The following is a 15,356-nucleotide window of genomic DNA, read 5'->3' on the forward strand; positions in this document are numbered from 1 at the left end:
TCCATGACCAAGGTCCTCGAGGCGGCGGAAGAGGCCGGCCTCGTCGGCGACCGCATCACCCAGCGCGTCGGCGCCCTCACCCCGCGCGCAGAGCAGCTGCGCGGCGAGATCGACGACTTCCTGAAGGCGGGGTGAGGCGGGCGTTGAGCGCGAGGGGAAACCGTATGGCCGGCGCGTCGGCGTCCGTGCTGGAAGAGTTGAATCGGAAGTTCTCCGAGCGTCTGCCGGAGATTCTGGCCAACCTTCAGAGCGCGATGACGCGGGCGCAGGAGGCCGGCTGGACGGGGGAGTCGGTCGGCGCGCTGCATCTGGCCGTCCATTCCCTGACCGGGTCCGCCGGCACGTTCGGCTTCTCCTCGATCTCAGCGGCGAGCGAGCGTCTCGAGCGTTTGGTGGACGCCGTCCGGCGCAACGACGCGCCGCCCGCCCCTGAAACCCAGGCCGCCTGCCGGGCTGCGTTCGGCGCGCTTGCAGCGATCGTATCGGCGCGTCATTCAGGCGTCGCGCCGAGCCTGAAGCGGCCGCCGCGTCGACCGGCCGGCGCCACGGAGGACGCGCCGCTCGTCTATCTCGTCGACGACGACGAGGCGGTCCGCGCTCAGCTCAGCGGCGCGCTGGCGGTCGAAGGGTTCACGATCGACGAGTTCGGCGATCTCGACTCTCTCACGGCGGCGATGCGGGCGGAGGACGCGCCGCGACCCGCGGCCGTCGTCATCGATCTGATGTTTCCCGAGGGACCGGAGGCCGGCGCCGCCGCCGTGTCAAAGCTCGGTTTGGCGCGGGATCTCAACATCCCGATCATCGTCGTCTCGACGCGCGACGATCTGGACGCCCGTCTCGTCTCCTTCCGGGCCGGGGCCGCGCGTTATTTGACCAAACCGGTCGACCCTCAGCGGCTTGTCGATTTCCTCGATCAGGTCACCCATCGTCTGCCCGCGCAGCCCTATCGGGTTCTGCTCGTCGACGACCAGACCGAGACCCTCGCCTGGCATGCAGCCTTGCTGGAGGAGGCGGGCATGACGACGCGCACGCTCGAGGACCCCTTCCGCTTTATCGAGGCGCTCACGGACTTCGCCCCGGACGTGATCCTGCTCGACCTCTACATGCCGAACGTCTCGGGGCCGGAGCTCGCAGCGATCGTGCGCGAGCGCGACGAGACGCTGCACACGCCGATCCTGTTCCTGTCGGCGGAGGCGGATCAAGAGCGGCAGTTGAGCGCGTTGAACCTCGGCGGCGACGATTTCCTAACCAAGCCCGTGCGCCCCGATCATCTGGTCGCGATGGTCACGGCGCGCGCGCGGCGCGCGCGGCAGGCGACCGCGGTGCGGAAGCGCCTGGAGTTGACCTTGTACGAGCGGGAGCGCGAGCATCTCTCGCTGGCGCGGCACGCGCTGGTCAGCGTCACCGATCAAGCGGGCGTGATCCTTCACGCGAATGATCTGTTTTGCGAGATCAGCGGCTACAGCCGCGACGAGTTGATCGGCGCCACCCACCGCCTGCTCAAGTCGGGACGCCACCCCGACAGCTTCTACCGGGACATGTGGCGGACGATCTCCGAGGGGCGCATCTGGCAGGGACAGATCTGCAACCGGGGCAAGGACGGCTCGGAGTATTGGGTCGCCTCCACCATCACGCCGTTCTTGAACGCGGCCGGAAAGCCCTATCAGTACGTCTCCATTCGGACCGACATCACCGCCGTCAAGCGGACCGAGGACAGGTTGCGCGAGCAATCCGCGCAGCAACGGCTCGCCAGCGAGATCGCAACGCTCCTCCTGGCCGCGACGGGGGAGAGCCTGGACGACGCGATTCAGGACGCCCTCGGCTGGATCGGCGAGCGGCTGGGCGCGGCGCGCGGCGTCCTTCTGCTGAACCTTGGCGACGAGGCGATCCGAGAGGCCGCGCATTGGTCGGCGGACGGGGTCGACCCGTCGCACCTCGCGCCGCCGGACGACCTGATGGCGTCGCTCAAGGATCGAAGCGTGACGACGCTCGCCGCCGAGCCGTCAGGCGCGCCCGCGCGCTGCTTCGTCGCGCTCCATAAAGGCGCGGAGGTGATCGGCGCGCTCGGCTTCGAAGCCCGGCCCGACGAGGCCGCCTGGGTGTCGCAGGAGGTCAAGGGCCTTACGCTTTTGGGCGACGTCGTGGCCGGTGCGCTGGTTCGCCGCGACGTCGAAGCCAAGCTGGTGGAGAACAGCGAGCGCCTGCAACGCGGGCAGCGCTACGCCAACATCGGGACCTGGGACTGGAATATAGCGACGGGCGGGCTTTACTGGTCCGAACGGATCGCGCCGCTCTTCGGATACGAAGACGGCACGCTGGAGACGACCTACGAGAACTTCCTGGGCGCGCTGCATCCAGACGATCGCGATCAAGTGCGCACGGCGATCGAGAATTGCGTCGTCTACGGCGCCCCCTACGACATCGAGCACAGGGTGGTTTGGCCCGACGGTCAGGTACGGTGGCTGTCCGAGCGCGGAGACGTGCTGCGCGACGCCAAGGGGCGCCCGCTGCGCATGCTGGGCGTCGTGCAAGACATCCATGCGCGCAAGATCGCCCAGCTGAGCTTGGCCGAGAAGGAGGCGCAGCTGCGCGAGGCGCAAAAGATGGCCCATGTCGGCGATTGGATGGAGGATTTGACGACCGACTCCCTGCATTGGTCGGAAGAGCTCTTCGCCATCGTCGGCGGCGGACCGCCGGTCGGCGCGGTCAGCAACGACTTCCTGGAGTCTCTGGTCCATCCGGAGGATCGGGACGGCTTCCGGGCGATGCGCGAGCGCCTGCGCACGGGCGACGACGAAATCGACCACGTGTTCCGCATCAATCGGCGTAATGACGAGCAGACCCGATACATCCATGAACTGGCGGCCGCGCGGCGTGACGGCGCCGGCGGCCTGATCGGCATGCGCGGCACGATGCAGGACGTCACCGAACGATTCGCGGTGCAGCAGGCCTTGATCGAAGCCCGCGACGACGCCGAAAAGGCCGATCGGGCGAAATCGGAATTCCTGTCCAGCATGAGCCACGAACTGCGCACGCCGATGAACGCGGTCCTGGGCTACGCGCAGTTGATGCAGGGCGACGAGACGCTGTCCGAAGAGAATGCGGACAACGTCAATGAAATCCTGAAGTCAGGCAATCACCTGCTCGAGCTGATCAACGAAGTCCTCGACCTGTCCCGTATCGAGGCCGGGAGGCTCAGCCTTTCGCTGGAGGCGGTTCCGATCGCCGACGTCATCGCGGAATCGCTGACGATGGCGCGCGCCCTCGGCCGTCCGCGCGGAATTGAGGTCGAGTCCGCGGGCGTTCTGGACCAGACGGTTCGCGCGGACCGCACCCGCCTGAAGCAGGCGCTGCTCAATCTTCTGTCGAACGCCGTGAAATACAATCGCGACGACGGACGCGTCTCGCTGCACGTGGAGGCGCTGAGCGCAGAGCGCCTTCGCATCCTGGTCCGGGACACAGGCGTGGGCGTCCGAGAGGACCGGAAGGAGCGCCTCTTCCAACCCTTCGAGCGCCTCGGCGCGGAGCATTCGAGCATCGAGGGCACCGGGATCGGATTGACCATCACCAAGAAGCTCGTCGACGCGATGGGCGGCGTCTTGGATTTCGAGAGCGAGCCCGGCGTCGGCAGCGCCTTTTGGATCGATTTGCCCGCCGCGGCCGCCATGCCCGGACCGTCGGACGCTGACGACGCCGACGCGCGGGCGCCCGCCGAGCGGGACGGCGGGAACGAGGACGGCGGGGAGTCGCTCCTGCGCGTGCTCTATATCGAGGACAATCCCACCAATCTCCGCCTGATGCGGCAGATCATGGCCAAGCGGCCCGACGTGCTGCTGAGCACGGCGCATACGCCCGAACTCGGCCTCGAATACGCGTTGGCCGACGTCCCCGATCTGATCCTTCTCGACATCAACATGCCGAACATGGACGGCTATCAGGTGTTGCGCATCCTGCGCCAGGAGCAGGCTCTGCGAGACACCCCGATCGTCGCGCTGACCGCGAACGCCAGGGAGAGCGACGTCAAACGCGGGCGCGCCGCCGGTTTCGCCGAGTATCTGGTGAAGCCTCTGAAACTGCCTGAGCTGAACGACGTTCTCGACAAGGTCATGGGAGGCCGAGAGTGACGGCGCCGCATACGAGGGGTCTTGCGCCCGACGTGGGAGACGAGCTGCGTCGGCGCATCATCGAGGAGACCGCGGACGCGGTCGTCGCCGTCGACGAGACGCAGACCATCCTGTTCGTCAACCGGGCGGCCTGCGCGGCGTTCGGCTACACCGTCGATCAGATGGTCGGCCGCCGGCTCGAGACGCTGATGCCCGAGCGCTTCCGCAGCGCCCACCCCGGCCAGGTCGCCGCCTACGGGGCGAGCGGCGCGCCGGCGCGCTACATGGGCGACCGCAGCAATCACATCGTCGGCGTCCGGGCCGACGGCGAGGAAATCCCCCTGGGGGCGACGATCCTCCAGCTCGAGCTGCGCGGTCGACGGGTCTACGCTGCGATCCTGCGCGACATCAGGGCCCGGGTCGACCGGCTGCGCAGCCTCTACGACTTAGCCAACACCGACGTGCTCACCGGCGCCTACAATCGGCGCTTCTTTCTGGAGGCGGCGGAGCGCGAACAGCGGCGGGCCGCCCGGCACGCGCAGGACGTCGGCCTGCTGATGATCGACGTCGACCGCTTCAAACAGATCAACGACCGCTACGGCCATGCGGTCGGCGACGGCGTGCTGCAAGCGGTCGCCGACGCCGCGCTGTCGGTGCTGCGCGCGCACGACGTCTTCGCCCGTTGGGGCGGAGAGGAGTTCGTCGCGCTGTTGCCGCAGACCGACGCGTCCGGCGCGCTCGCCGGCGCCGAGCGCATCCGGCGCAAGATCGAGGCGAGCGCCGTCGCCGGCCCGGACGGCGCGCCGATCCCGGTGACCGTCAGCGTCGGCGCGAGCGTGCGGATCGGCCCCGAGGAGACGCTCTCGGACATGCTGCGCCGCGCCGACGCGGCGCTCTATCAGGCGAAGGCCGACGGCAGAAACCGATCGCGCGCCGGCTGATCCCGACGCCCCGCCCGGCGCCTGCGGCGCGATCCGGACTCGAGGCCTAGGCGCGGGGGAAGTCGAGCGTGACGCGGGTGCCCGCGCCTTCCGCGCTGTCGATGGTCATCGCGCCGTCATGCAGGCGCATCAGGGAGTCGCAGATCGCCAGCCCCAGCCCGACGCCGCCCGCCTCGGCCTTGACGCTGGCGGATTGCCGGAAGAACGGCTTTTTCAGATGCGGCAGCACGGTCTTCGGGATGCCCGGCCCGTTGTCTTCGACGATGAGCTGGACGCGGTTCTTATCTCGCGCGGCCGCGCCGAAGATCCGGACGCGATCGCCGGGCTCGTTGTATTTCACGGCGTTCTGGAGAAGGTTGACCAGGACCTGCCGCACCCGCAAATGATCGCCGCGCAGCTTCGGATGGTCCGACGGCAGATCCAGATCGATTGCAATCCGGCGCGTTTGGGCGGCCGTTTGCACCAGAGAGCGCGCCTCCGACGCGGCGGCGAAGGGCGCCACCGGCTGAAGGTTCAGCGACATCGCGCCTTTTTCGATCTGAGCGACGTCGAGAATGTCGTCGATCAAGCCCTTCAGGTGCGCGGCCGAGTTGGCGATGTCATCGGCGTAGGATCGATAGCGCTCGCCCCCGAGCGGCCCGAACAACTCGCCCTGCATGACCTCCGAGAAGCCGAGAATGGCGTTCAACGGCGTGCGGATCTCGTGGCTCATGTTGGCGAGGAAATCCGACTTCGCCTGGCTGGCCGCCTCCGCCGCGAGGCGCGCCTCGATCGCGTTCTGCAGCGCCTGTTCGAGTTGCGCGGTCTGCGCCTGGACCCGGGCGTCGAGGGTCAGCTTCTGGGCGGCCAGGGCGCGCAAGGTGAATTGCGCTTGCAACTGGTTGCGGACGCGCATGATCAATTCAGCCGCGTCAAACGGCTTCTCGATGTAATCCTGCGCGCCGTTTTCAAGCGCCGACAGCAGGCTGCTGCGCGACTTGTCGGCGGTCAGCATGACGACGGGCACGTCGGCGGCCGTCTGCGAGGCGCGCAACTCCTGCAGCAGCGTGTGCCCGTCCATGTGAGGCATATTGACGTCCAAAAGAATAAGGTCGGGCGGCGCCTGCGCGCAGCGCTCCAGGACGCATCGCGGATCCTCGAGCGTTTCAGTGTTCGTGAAACCTTGCCGGGCCAGCGTGCGCGACAGCAGTTTCAGATTGGCGGGATGGTCGTCGACGATAAGGATGCGCGCCGTCTCAAGCCGCGTCCAATCGGCGCTTTCGAAATCGCTTCGGGCGGTATCATAGGGAACGGTGCGAAAACACATGCGCGCCTCGTATAGGGCGATGGTCGCCAGAGTATGCATAATCTGTATGCGTCTAATTCAATTAAATCAAGAAAATTACCGCATGATACTTATGTATTGATCCTAAATACAAATCAAAAAAATATAACGTTATTACTTGATTAAGAAAATCCAGCGTAAAGTCCCGCCTCACCTTGAGGGCGCGCGGTCCGGCGCGCCCCTCACCCGGAAAAGAGACGGAGCGCTGGGCGGATGACGGAGCCCCTTTCGCGTCGGCAACGGATCATGCTGGTGGACGACGAACCGGCGAACTTAAAGCTGCTGGAGCGGATGCTGCGCCGGCAAGGATACGACGATCTGGTCATCGTTCAGGACGCCCGCGAGGTGCGGGCGCGCAGTCGTCGGACGACGCCGGACTTAATCCTTCTCGACCTTAAAATGCCGCACAAGGACGGGTACGAGGTCCTGCAGGAGCTTCGCGAGGACGGCGACCCGCTTGCGCCGCCCGTCATCGTGCTCACCGCGCAGCCCGACAAGGAGAGCACCTTGCGCGCCTTGTCGGCCGGGGCCCGAGACTTCCTGGCGAAGCCGTTCGATCACAGCGAATTGCTGATGCGGGTGCGAAACCTGCTCGACGCCCATCTGGCCCATCGGCTGCTGCAGGACGGCAAGGCGACGCTCGAGGAGATGGTGCGCGAGCGCACGGCGCAACTGGAGGCCACGCGCCTGCAGATCGTCCAGCGTCTCGGCCGCGCGTCCGAATATCGCGACGAAGAGACCGGCAGCCATATCCTGCGAATGAGCCATTACTGCATGATCCTGGCGCGCGGGTGCGGTTGGTCTGAGGACGGCTGTCAGCGCATTCTCCACGCCAGCCCGATGCATGACCTCGGGAAGATCGGCATTCCCGACGCCATTCTGCAGAAGCCCGGCCGCCTGACGCCTGAAGAATGGGCGATCATGAAGTCCCACGCCGAGATCGGCGCCAAGCTCTTGGAGGGCGACGACAGCGGACTTCTTGTGATGAGCCGCGAAATCGCCCTGACGCATCACGAGAAGTGGGACGGAAGCGGCTATCCGAACGGCGTGCGCGGCGAGTCGATCCCGCAAAGCGGGCGCATCGCGGCTTTGGCGGACGTCTTCGACGCGCTGACCTCGGAGCGCCCCTATAAGCGCGCTTGGTCGCTCGACGAAGCGCTCGACTTCATCGCCGAACAGCGCGGCCGGCACTTCGATCCCGCTCTGGTCGACCTGTTCATGGACAGGTTGTCGGACATCCTGGCGGTCAAGGCGCGGTTCGCGGAACCGCGGGCGGCCTAAGATGCAGGCGCCGGCTCTTCCAAGCTGCGAGGGCGCGCGTCTGGCCGCGCTGCTTGAGGCGCGGGTGCTCGACACCCCGCCGGAAGAGCGATTCGATCGGATCACGCGGCTTGCGAAGCGGGTGTTGGGGGTGAAGATCGCCCTGGTGTCCCTGATCGATCAGGATCGTCAGTGGTTCAAATCGCGCCAAGGTCTGGCCGCGCAGGAGACCCCGCGCACGATCTCGTTCTGCGGCCACGCCATTCTGGGCGAGCGCATCTTCGAGGTCCCGGACGCCTCGGCGGACCCGCGTTTCGCCGAGAATCCATTGGTGCTCGGCGAGCCGCGCATTCGGTTCTACGCAGGCGCCCCGATCTTCACCAGCACCGGTTTCGCGGCCGGCACCCTCTGCATCATCGACGAGGCGCCGCGCAGGTTGAGTGCGGACGAACGCCTTATCCTTCGCGACTTGGCCGACCTGGTCGAACAGGAGATCGAGATCTCGCGTCAGCGGTCGCGACGCCAGGCGCTTGAGGTCCTGGCGGAGATCACGACACACGCGACCGACGATCCGCAGGAGGCGATGCGCGCGGCCGTGACCGCGGCGTCCGCTTTCCTCGCGATGCCCTTCGCGGTCGTGGGCCGCCGGGACGGCGCCATGTATCGGATCCTGCTGCACGGCGGCGAGACCGGCGAGCTCCGCGAGGGCGCGTCGCTTCCCGCCGAAGAGACCCTGTGCGCGTCGATCGTCGACCAGACGGCCGTGCACGTCTTCGACGAGCGCAGCGTCGAGGCGTGCGGCGCAGAAGGGGCGCCCGCGCCGCCCCGGGCGGCCGGCTTCGGGAAGATCGGCTGCTATCTCGGCGTGCCGCTCGAGCTTGAAGGCGGCGCGCGCGGCGCGCTCGGCTTCTACGCGCCCGAGGCCCCGCCGGGCGGGCTCGGGGCCGCTGAGATCGAGTTCGCGGAGCGCCTCGGCCGATGGGTGGCGCGCAGCCTGGGCCGATGGGAGGTTGATCGCCGGTTGGAGCGACAGCGCCGGCTCAGCGAGCTGATCGCAACCGCGCAGGCGGAGTTCATCCGCCATGACGGGTTGGATGCGGGGCTGCACCGTCTGTTGTCCGGCGCCCTTGAGCTGACGCAGTGCGGCCTCGGGTTTTTCGTCACGCTCGATCCGCCCGCCGCTGCGGGTTTGACGGCGTCCAGCGGATCCGCGCGGCTGGCGACAGCCGCTCGTGACAGCGCGCACGACCGCCAGAGCGAGGTCTGCGAGCGCTGGGCGGCGCCGTCGGACAGCCTGCTTGGGAAGGTCCTGGCCTCCGGCGACCCCCTCATCCTGGACGACGAAAAGGCGCAGGCCGATCCGACGCCGATCGGCTTGCCCGCGGCCGCCCCGCCGATCGCCAACCTGCTGGCGCTGCCCGTGCGCGCCCAGGACGAGACGATCGCCCTGCTCGTCCTGGCCAACCGATCGGAAGGGATCGCCGACGCGCTGTTGACCCTGACCTCGCCGCTTGTCGCGGCCTTCGCGCAATTGGTCGACGCCGCCCGGGAAAGACGGGAGCGTCAGGACGAGCGCAAGAAGCTCGACCGGCTCTCGCGCGTTGCAAGCGAGACCTCGGACGCCGTCATCATCACCGATCCGGACGGGCGGATAGAATGGGTCAACGACGGCTTTCAGCGGCTGACCGGCTACAGCGAAGCGGAGGCCGTCGGCCGACGTCCCGGCCCGCTGTTGCAAGGGGCCGACACCGATCCGGCGGTGGTCGGGACGATGCGCGAGGCGTTGCGCCGCCGCGAGCCTTTCGTGGTCGAGATCGTCAATTACGCCAAGGACGGCGCGCCCTATTGGCTGCGGATCAACTGCAGTCCGCTTTGGCGCCCGGACGGCTCCCTAGAGGGGTTCATGGCGATCGAGAGCGATCTGACCAAGGAGCGCGCGGCCGCCGCCCAGATCGAGGAGAACGAAAAGCGGCTTTCCACCGTCATCGACTCGACCGGCGTGGGCACGTGGGTCTGGGACATGCAGACCGACGCGCGGGTCTACAACGACCGATACTGCGAGCTGCTCGGCTATCCGCCCGACCAGTACCGCGCGCTTGGGCCGACGGCGTGGCGCGCGCGCCTTCATCCCGACGACGCGCGCGGCGTCGACCAGGCGTTCGCGGCGCATCTGCGCGGCGACGCCCCATTCTACGCCGCCACATACCGCATGCGCCGGAAGGACGGGTCCTGGATCTTGATTCACGATCGCGGACGCGTCAGCGACTGGACGGCGGACGGTCGCCCCGTGCAGATGTCCGGCATCCACAGCGACGTGACCCGCGAGAAGGAATTCGAGATCTCGCTACAGCGCAGCGAAACCTTGTTGCGCGGCCTGTTCGAGCTCTCCCCGGTCGGCATCGCCCTGAACGACTTCGACACCGGGGCCTTCGTCGACGTCAACGCCGCGCTTCTTCGCGCGACCGGCTACGACCGGAAGACCTTCCTCACGCTGAGCTCCTGGGACTTGACCCCCGTCGAATACGGCCCGCAGGAGGCCGAACAGCGCAAAGCGCTCGAGTCCGCCGGCCGATACGGTCCCTACGAAAAAGAGTATGTGCGCAAGGACGGCAAGCGGTTTCCGGTGCTGCTGAACGGCCTCGTCGTGCGCGATCTCGCGGGGCGGCGCCTGATATGGTCGATAATCGAGGACATCTCCGAACGTAAGCGCACCGAGCGGCTGAAGGCCGAGTTCGTCTCGACGGTCAGTCATGAAATCCGCACGCCGCTCACCGCGCTCAGCGGCTCGATCGGGCTGGTGCAGGGCTCGATGGCCGACGCCGTCCCCCCGCCAATGCGCAAGCTGCTGGACATCGCGCAAAAGAACGCGATGCGCCTGAACCGGCTGGTCGACGATCTGCTGGACTTCGAGAAACTCACGGCCGGAAAGATGGTCCTCGACCGGCAGATGGAGGATCTTTGCGTTCTGGTGCGAGAGGCCGTCGAAGAGAACGAAGCCTACGCCCGACGCTACGGCGTTCGCTACGAGATCGCCTGCGCGCCCGCTTCGATACGGGCGCCGCTCGACGGTTATCGGTTGAAGCAGGTGCTCGCCAATCTGCTGTCGAACGGCGCGAAATTCTCTCCGACGGGGGCGGTCGTCTCGGTCGCCGTCGCCGAGAAAGACGCGTGGGCGCGGGTGTCGGTCACGGATTGCGGCGCCGGCGTGCCGGACGACTTCAAGGACCGCCTGTTCGAGAAGTTCTCGCAAGCCGACGGGTCGGACTCGCGCGAGAAGGGCGGAACCGGCCTGGGCCTCGCGATTTCCCGCCAACTGATCGACCTGATGGGAGGAGCGATCGGCGTCGCCGACAATCCCGCGGGCGGCGCCGTCTTCTTCTTCGATTTACCGTTGTCTGAGGACGATGAGCCGTGAAAATTTTTCGGATGCGGCCGGCGCGCCCGCCCTTTCGCCTTTTCTCGCGCGCGGGGGGGCTCGGTCTGGCGGCGCTGACCGCGCTGGCGTTGCTCGGCAATCATTTCGCGATCAACGTCTTCTACGGGGTGGACCTAATCTTCGGGTCGGTGGCGACGATGATCGCCGCCGTCCTGCTCGGCCCGCTGGCCGCCCTGACGACCGCGCTCGCGGCCGGCTCGTACACCTTTTTCCTATGGGGGCACCCCTACGCGCTGCTGATCTTTGCGCTCGAAGGGTTGGCCGTGGCGCTGCTCTACCGCGGCGGCCTCCGGAACCTCGTGATCGCGGACATGGTCTACTGGGCGGCGATCGGCGGACCTTTGGTGCTGCTGTTCTATGGCGGCGTCCTCGGTCTGGACGGCGAGGCCGTCGCGCAGATCGCGCTCAAGCAACCGATCAACGGGCTGTTTAACGCCCTGCTCGCCGGCTGCATCCTTCTGGCCCTGCAGGTCGGCCGCGCCTGGTTCCGCGCCGAAGATCGGCTGGGTCCGCCGACCTTGGGGGCGCTGCTGTTCCACGCCCTGCTCGGCGCGATCATGCTCTCGGGCGCCGCGCCGATCATCTACGACAATCGGACCCTGCGCGCCGAAGAAGAACTGGCGTTGGCGCAGCGCCTGTCGCTGATCGGCGCCACCTTGTCGGAGGACCTCTCCGGGACGGCGGCCGCACTGCGGACCGGGCTTCAGGCGCGCCTCGACCGCCTGGCCGGCGGTGTGGGCGTTCGGGTCGCCGTGCTGCGGCGTGACGGGACCTTTCTCCTCGGCGACCGAGAACTGGCGGCCCGTCTTGAGAGCACGCCTGCGGAGGCGGCCGAGGTCGAGGGCCTCTCCTTTCACCCCGGCCAGGCGCAATCGCGCATGGTGCGGTGGCGCAACGGGCTTTATCTGCTGGACGGCGCGCAGCCCCCCGCGGCCGACGGCGCGCGGCTGATGATCGCGGCCCCGGCGGAGCCGTTGGCGGCCCGGATGGACGCCGCTGCGGTTCAGCTGTTCCTGATTATGGCCGGGCTGATCATGCTGGGCCTGGCGGTCGCCGCGGCGCTCAGCCGGTGGTTGGCGCAGCCGCTCGCGCGGCTGCAACAGGCCAGCGCCGACATCGGGAACCAGGTCTCGGAGGGTCGACGCCCGACGCTGCCCGGCAGTCCGATCTTCGAGTACGGCGCGCTGGCCGAGACGCTGCGCGATGTGAGCGGACGCCTGTCGTCGAGTTTCGGCGACTTGCGCGCCGTTCGCGCGACGCTCGAACAGGAGGTCGAGCGGAGAACGCGCGACCTGAACGATTTCAAGGACGTGCTGGACCGAACCTTGGACTGCGTCTTCATGTTCGACGGCGAAACGCTGCGCTTCACCTACATGAACGAGGGCGCCCGGCGGCAGGTCGGCTACGACGACGCCGAATTGCGGGCGATGCGGCCGTTCGATCTGAAGCCTTTGATGGACAAGGAGGCCTTCCTGGCGCTGATCGAACCGTTGCGGTCGGGGCGACGGGAATCGGTGCTGTTCGAAACCGTGCATCGCAGCAAGACCGGGCGCGAGACGCCGGTCGAGGTGTTCCTCCAATATGTCGCGTCGGCGGGCGCAGGCGGCGGCGGGAGCGGGCGCTTCGTTTCGGTCGTCCGCGACGTCAGCGAACGCAAACGCTCGGACGAACAGTTCAGAGAACAAGCGGAGACCATCTCGATCATCCTGAACAACATGATGGACGGCGTCGTCACCGTCGACAGGAACGGCGTCCTGATCGCGATCAACAAGGCCGCCCGCACGATGCTGGGATACGAAGAGGACGAGGTCTTGGGGCGCGACGTCGGCCTGTTTTTCGCCGACCCGCGGGACGCGGGGAATTTCCGGCGTCTCAGCGCGATCCAGGAGGCGGCCGCGCCCGCGCCGGTCGACAGCCAGCATGAGGTCGAGACGCTGACGAAGGACGGGCGGCGCGTGCCGATCGAACTGGCGATCTCGAGCGCCACGCGAGGAGGCCGGCCGATTTTCATCGGCGCCATGCGCGACATCACGGAGCGCAAGCGGGTCGAACGCCTCAAGAACGAGTTCATCTCCACCGTCAGTCACGAACTGCGCACCCCGTTGACGGCGATTTCCGGGGCGTTGGGCCTGATCGCCGGCGGCGCGGTCGGCGCGGTGCCGGACAAGGCGTTGGAGATGGTCGCGATCGCCCAATCCAACAGCCGGCGGCTCAAACATCTGATCAACGATCTGCTGGATATCGAAAAGCTCGCGGCCGGCCAGATGCGCTTCGACATGAAGCGCTGCTCCCTGCGCGCGTTGATCGACGAGGCGCTCGCCGCCAACGGCGGGATCGGCGCGGAGCAGGGCGTCGCCCTGGTCCTAGACGGCGAGATCGCCGACGTGTCGATCTTCGTGGACGCACATCGCTTCGCCCAGATTCTGTCCAACCTGATCTCGAACGCCGTGAAGTTCTCGCCGCCGGAAGGCGCGGTGGAGATATCGACCGAGCGACGCGGCGCGAGGGTCAGGGTCAACATCACGGATCACGGGACCGGCGTGCCGCCGTCCTTCCGCGACCGGATCTTCGAGAAATTCGCGCAAGCCGACGCCTCGGACAGCCGAAAGCGCGGCGGCAGCGGCCTCGGCCTCGCGATCACGCGCGAATTGGTGGAGCGTATGGGCGGATCGGTCGATTTCGTCTCGGTCGAAGGGCGGGGCGCGCGCTTTTTCGTCGAGCTCCCCTGGATCGCCGAGGGGGCGCAGGGCGACGCCGACGCGCCGACGCCGGACTGGGACGCGGACGCTTCCCGGATTCTCGTCGTCGAAGACGACGTCGACGCGGCCGTCGTCCTGGAGCTCATTCTTCGGCGCGCCGGCTACAAGGTCGACGTGGCGTACAGCGGCAAAGAGGCGCTGCATTGCGCCGAGCGGCGTCCCTACGACCTGATTTCGGTGGATGTGGGGCTTCCTGACATGAGCGGGGTCGACGTCATTCGGCGGATTCGCCACGGCGGCTTGAACGCGACCGTCCCGATCCTGGTGGTTTCAGCCGAGATGTCGGACGGCCGCCTGGCCCTGAACGCGCCGGAAGGGCCGATCGAGTGGCTGGCCAAGCCGTTCGACGAAAGCCGCCTGCTGCAAGCCGTCGCCCGGGAGGTGCGGGCGTCGGACGGCCCGCGGCTGAAGGTCCTGCATGTCGAGGACGATCTGGATATGCAGCGGCTGGTGCGGACCGCGCTCAGCCGCATCGCCGACTGCAGCGCGGCCGGCAGCCTCGCCGAAGCGCGGCGTCTCTTGGTCGCAGACGCGTTCCAACTGGTCGTGCTCGATTTGCGCCTGCCCGACGGGTCGGGCTGGGATCTTCTGGAGGATCTTCGGCGCGACCATCCGACGGCGCGCGTGATCGTGCTCTCGGCGGCGGACCTCGGGCCGGAAGACCGCGCGCGGGTGGAGAAGGCGCTGCTGAAATCGAAATGGACGCCGCACGCCATGCTGCAGGCGGTCGACCTCAACGCCGCGCCGCGCAAAAGCGATCAGGAGGACCCGGTATGAGCGAACTCGAACGCATCCTTTACGTCGAGGACGAGGACGATATTCGGGAGGTCGCAAAGCTCGCCCTTGAGGCGGTGGGGGGATTCGTCGTCAAGCTCTGCGCCAACGGCGAACGGGCGCTGGCCGAGGCGGAGGCGTTCAAGCCCGACTTGATCCTGTTGGACGTCATGATGCCCGGCATGGACGGTCCCACGACCCTGCAGCGGCTGCGCGCCTCGCCGGGTCTCGAAACGACGCCGGTGATTTTCATGACGGCGAAGGTGCAACCCTCAGAAGTCGCGCATTTCAAGTCGCTGGGGGCGCTCGACGTCATCCCCAAGCCGTTCGACCCTATGCGGCTCGCGGATCAGATCCGAGCGATCGCCGGCGGGGCGTGAGGGCGCTGCGGGACGGCCGGCCTCGGCTGAGGCGGCCGCCTAGACCCATGTCGAAGACGCAGGGCGGCGCGGCCTGGAAGACGAGGTCCGAACGCAAGAAAGCCCGGGATGCGGCGATCGCACGAAGAGAGAATGGCGTTCCCGGGAAGATTCGAACTCCCAATCTTCTGATCCGTAGTCGGCGGGGTTTTCCGGAACCCCGGGGGCCGTTCCCGAAACAGCTATCCGAAGTCGCTCCTGGTCCGTCCGCGCGCCCGGCTTTTTCGGATACCCCTTGCACCACAGCGTAAAGCGAACCGACGGTTCGGCGGAAAGGGACGGACCGAACGACCGACGCATTCGGCTTCGATCGCCCAAGGAACGCCTCGCCGATATGCCG

Annotated in this window: 7 protein-coding genes; 6 read left to right on the top strand and 1 reads right to left on the bottom strand. The window is 67.4% G+C overall.

From position 1 onward, the window contains the following. The first annotated feature begins 164 nt into the window (after nt 1–164). Nucleotides 165–4,124: a response regulator gene (locus RIB45_RS15835; protein ID WP_350051450.1), complete on the top strand. Its 3,960-nt coding sequence runs from the start codon at nt 165–167 to the stop codon at nt 4,122–4,124. A 32-nt stretch (nt 4,125–4,156) separates the two neighbouring features. Then, complete coding sequence (locus tag RIB45_RS15840) at nt 4,157–5,044, top strand: sensor domain-containing diguanylate cyclase (RefSeq protein ID WP_350051451.1); 888 nt, start codon at nt 4,157–4,159, stop codon at nt 5,042–5,044. A gap of 46 nt (nt 5,045–5,090) precedes the next feature. Here RIB45_RS15840 and RIB45_RS15845 read toward each other — a convergent pair whose 3' ends face one another. Then, nucleotides 5,091–6,389, bottom strand: a complete 1,299-nt coding sequence (locus RIB45_RS15845; protein WP_350051453.1) for an ATP-binding response regulator — start codon at nt 6,387–6,389, stop codon at nt 5,091–5,093. A 192-nt stretch (nt 6,390–6,581) separates the two neighbouring features. Between RIB45_RS15845 and RIB45_RS15850 the strand changes: the two genes are divergently transcribed. The 4 genes from RIB45_RS15850 to RIB45_RS15865 are packed head-to-tail and all read left to right on the top strand — an operon-like array spanning nt 6,582 to nt 14,977. After that, nucleotides 6,582–7,649 (top strand): HD-GYP domain-containing protein, encoded by a 1,068-nt coding sequence (locus RIB45_RS15850; RefSeq protein ID WP_350051455.1) that lies wholly within the window; start codon nt 6,582–6,584, stop codon nt 7,647–7,649. Nucleotide 7,650: 1 nt separating this feature from the next. Next, complete coding sequence (locus RIB45_RS15855) at nt 7,651–11,043, top strand: PAS domain S-box protein (RefSeq protein WP_350051456.1); 3,393 nt, start codon at nt 7,651–7,653, stop codon at nt 11,041–11,043. Continuing rightward, entirely contained in the window at nt 11,040–14,600 is a 3,561-nt protein-coding gene (locus RIB45_RS15860; protein ID WP_350051457.1) for a PAS domain S-box protein, read from the top strand. The genes RIB45_RS15855 and RIB45_RS15860 overlap by 4 nt, the downstream gene beginning before the upstream one ends. Further along, nucleotides 14,597–14,977, top strand: a complete 381-nt coding sequence (locus RIB45_RS15865; protein ID WP_350051458.1) for a response regulator — start codon at nt 14,597–14,599, stop codon at nt 14,975–14,977. Before RIB45_RS15860 ends, RIB45_RS15865 begins: the two co-directional genes overlap by 4 nt. Nucleotides 14,978–15,356 lie beyond the last annotated feature (379 nt).

The organism is Marivibrio sp., assembly GCF_040218065.1.
In the GTDB taxonomy this organism is placed as follows: domain Bacteria; phylum Pseudomonadota; class Alphaproteobacteria; order UBA8366; family Aestuariispiraceae; genus Marivibrio.

Bases quoted from the DNA above. Each gene is read 5' to 3' on its own strand.
- RIB45_RS15865 (WP_350051458.1), top strand. From the start codon at position 14,597: ATGAGCGAACTCGAACGCATCCTTTACGTCGAGGACGAGGACGATATT.
- RIB45_RS15855 (WP_350051456.1), top strand. From the start codon at position 7,651: ATGCAGGCGCCGGCTCTTCCAAGCTGCGAGGGCGCGCGTCTGGCCGCG.
- RIB45_RS15845 (WP_350051453.1), bottom strand. From the start codon at position 6,389: ATGCATACTCTGGCGACCATCGCCCTATACGAGGCGCGCATGTGTTTT.
- RIB45_RS15850 (WP_350051455.1), top strand. From the start codon at position 6,582: ATGACGGAGCCCCTTTCGCGTCGGCAACGGATCATGCTGGTGGACGAC.
- RIB45_RS15835 (WP_350051450.1), top strand. From the start codon at position 165: ATGGCCGGCGCGTCGGCGTCCGTGCTGGAAGAGTTGAATCGGAAGTTC.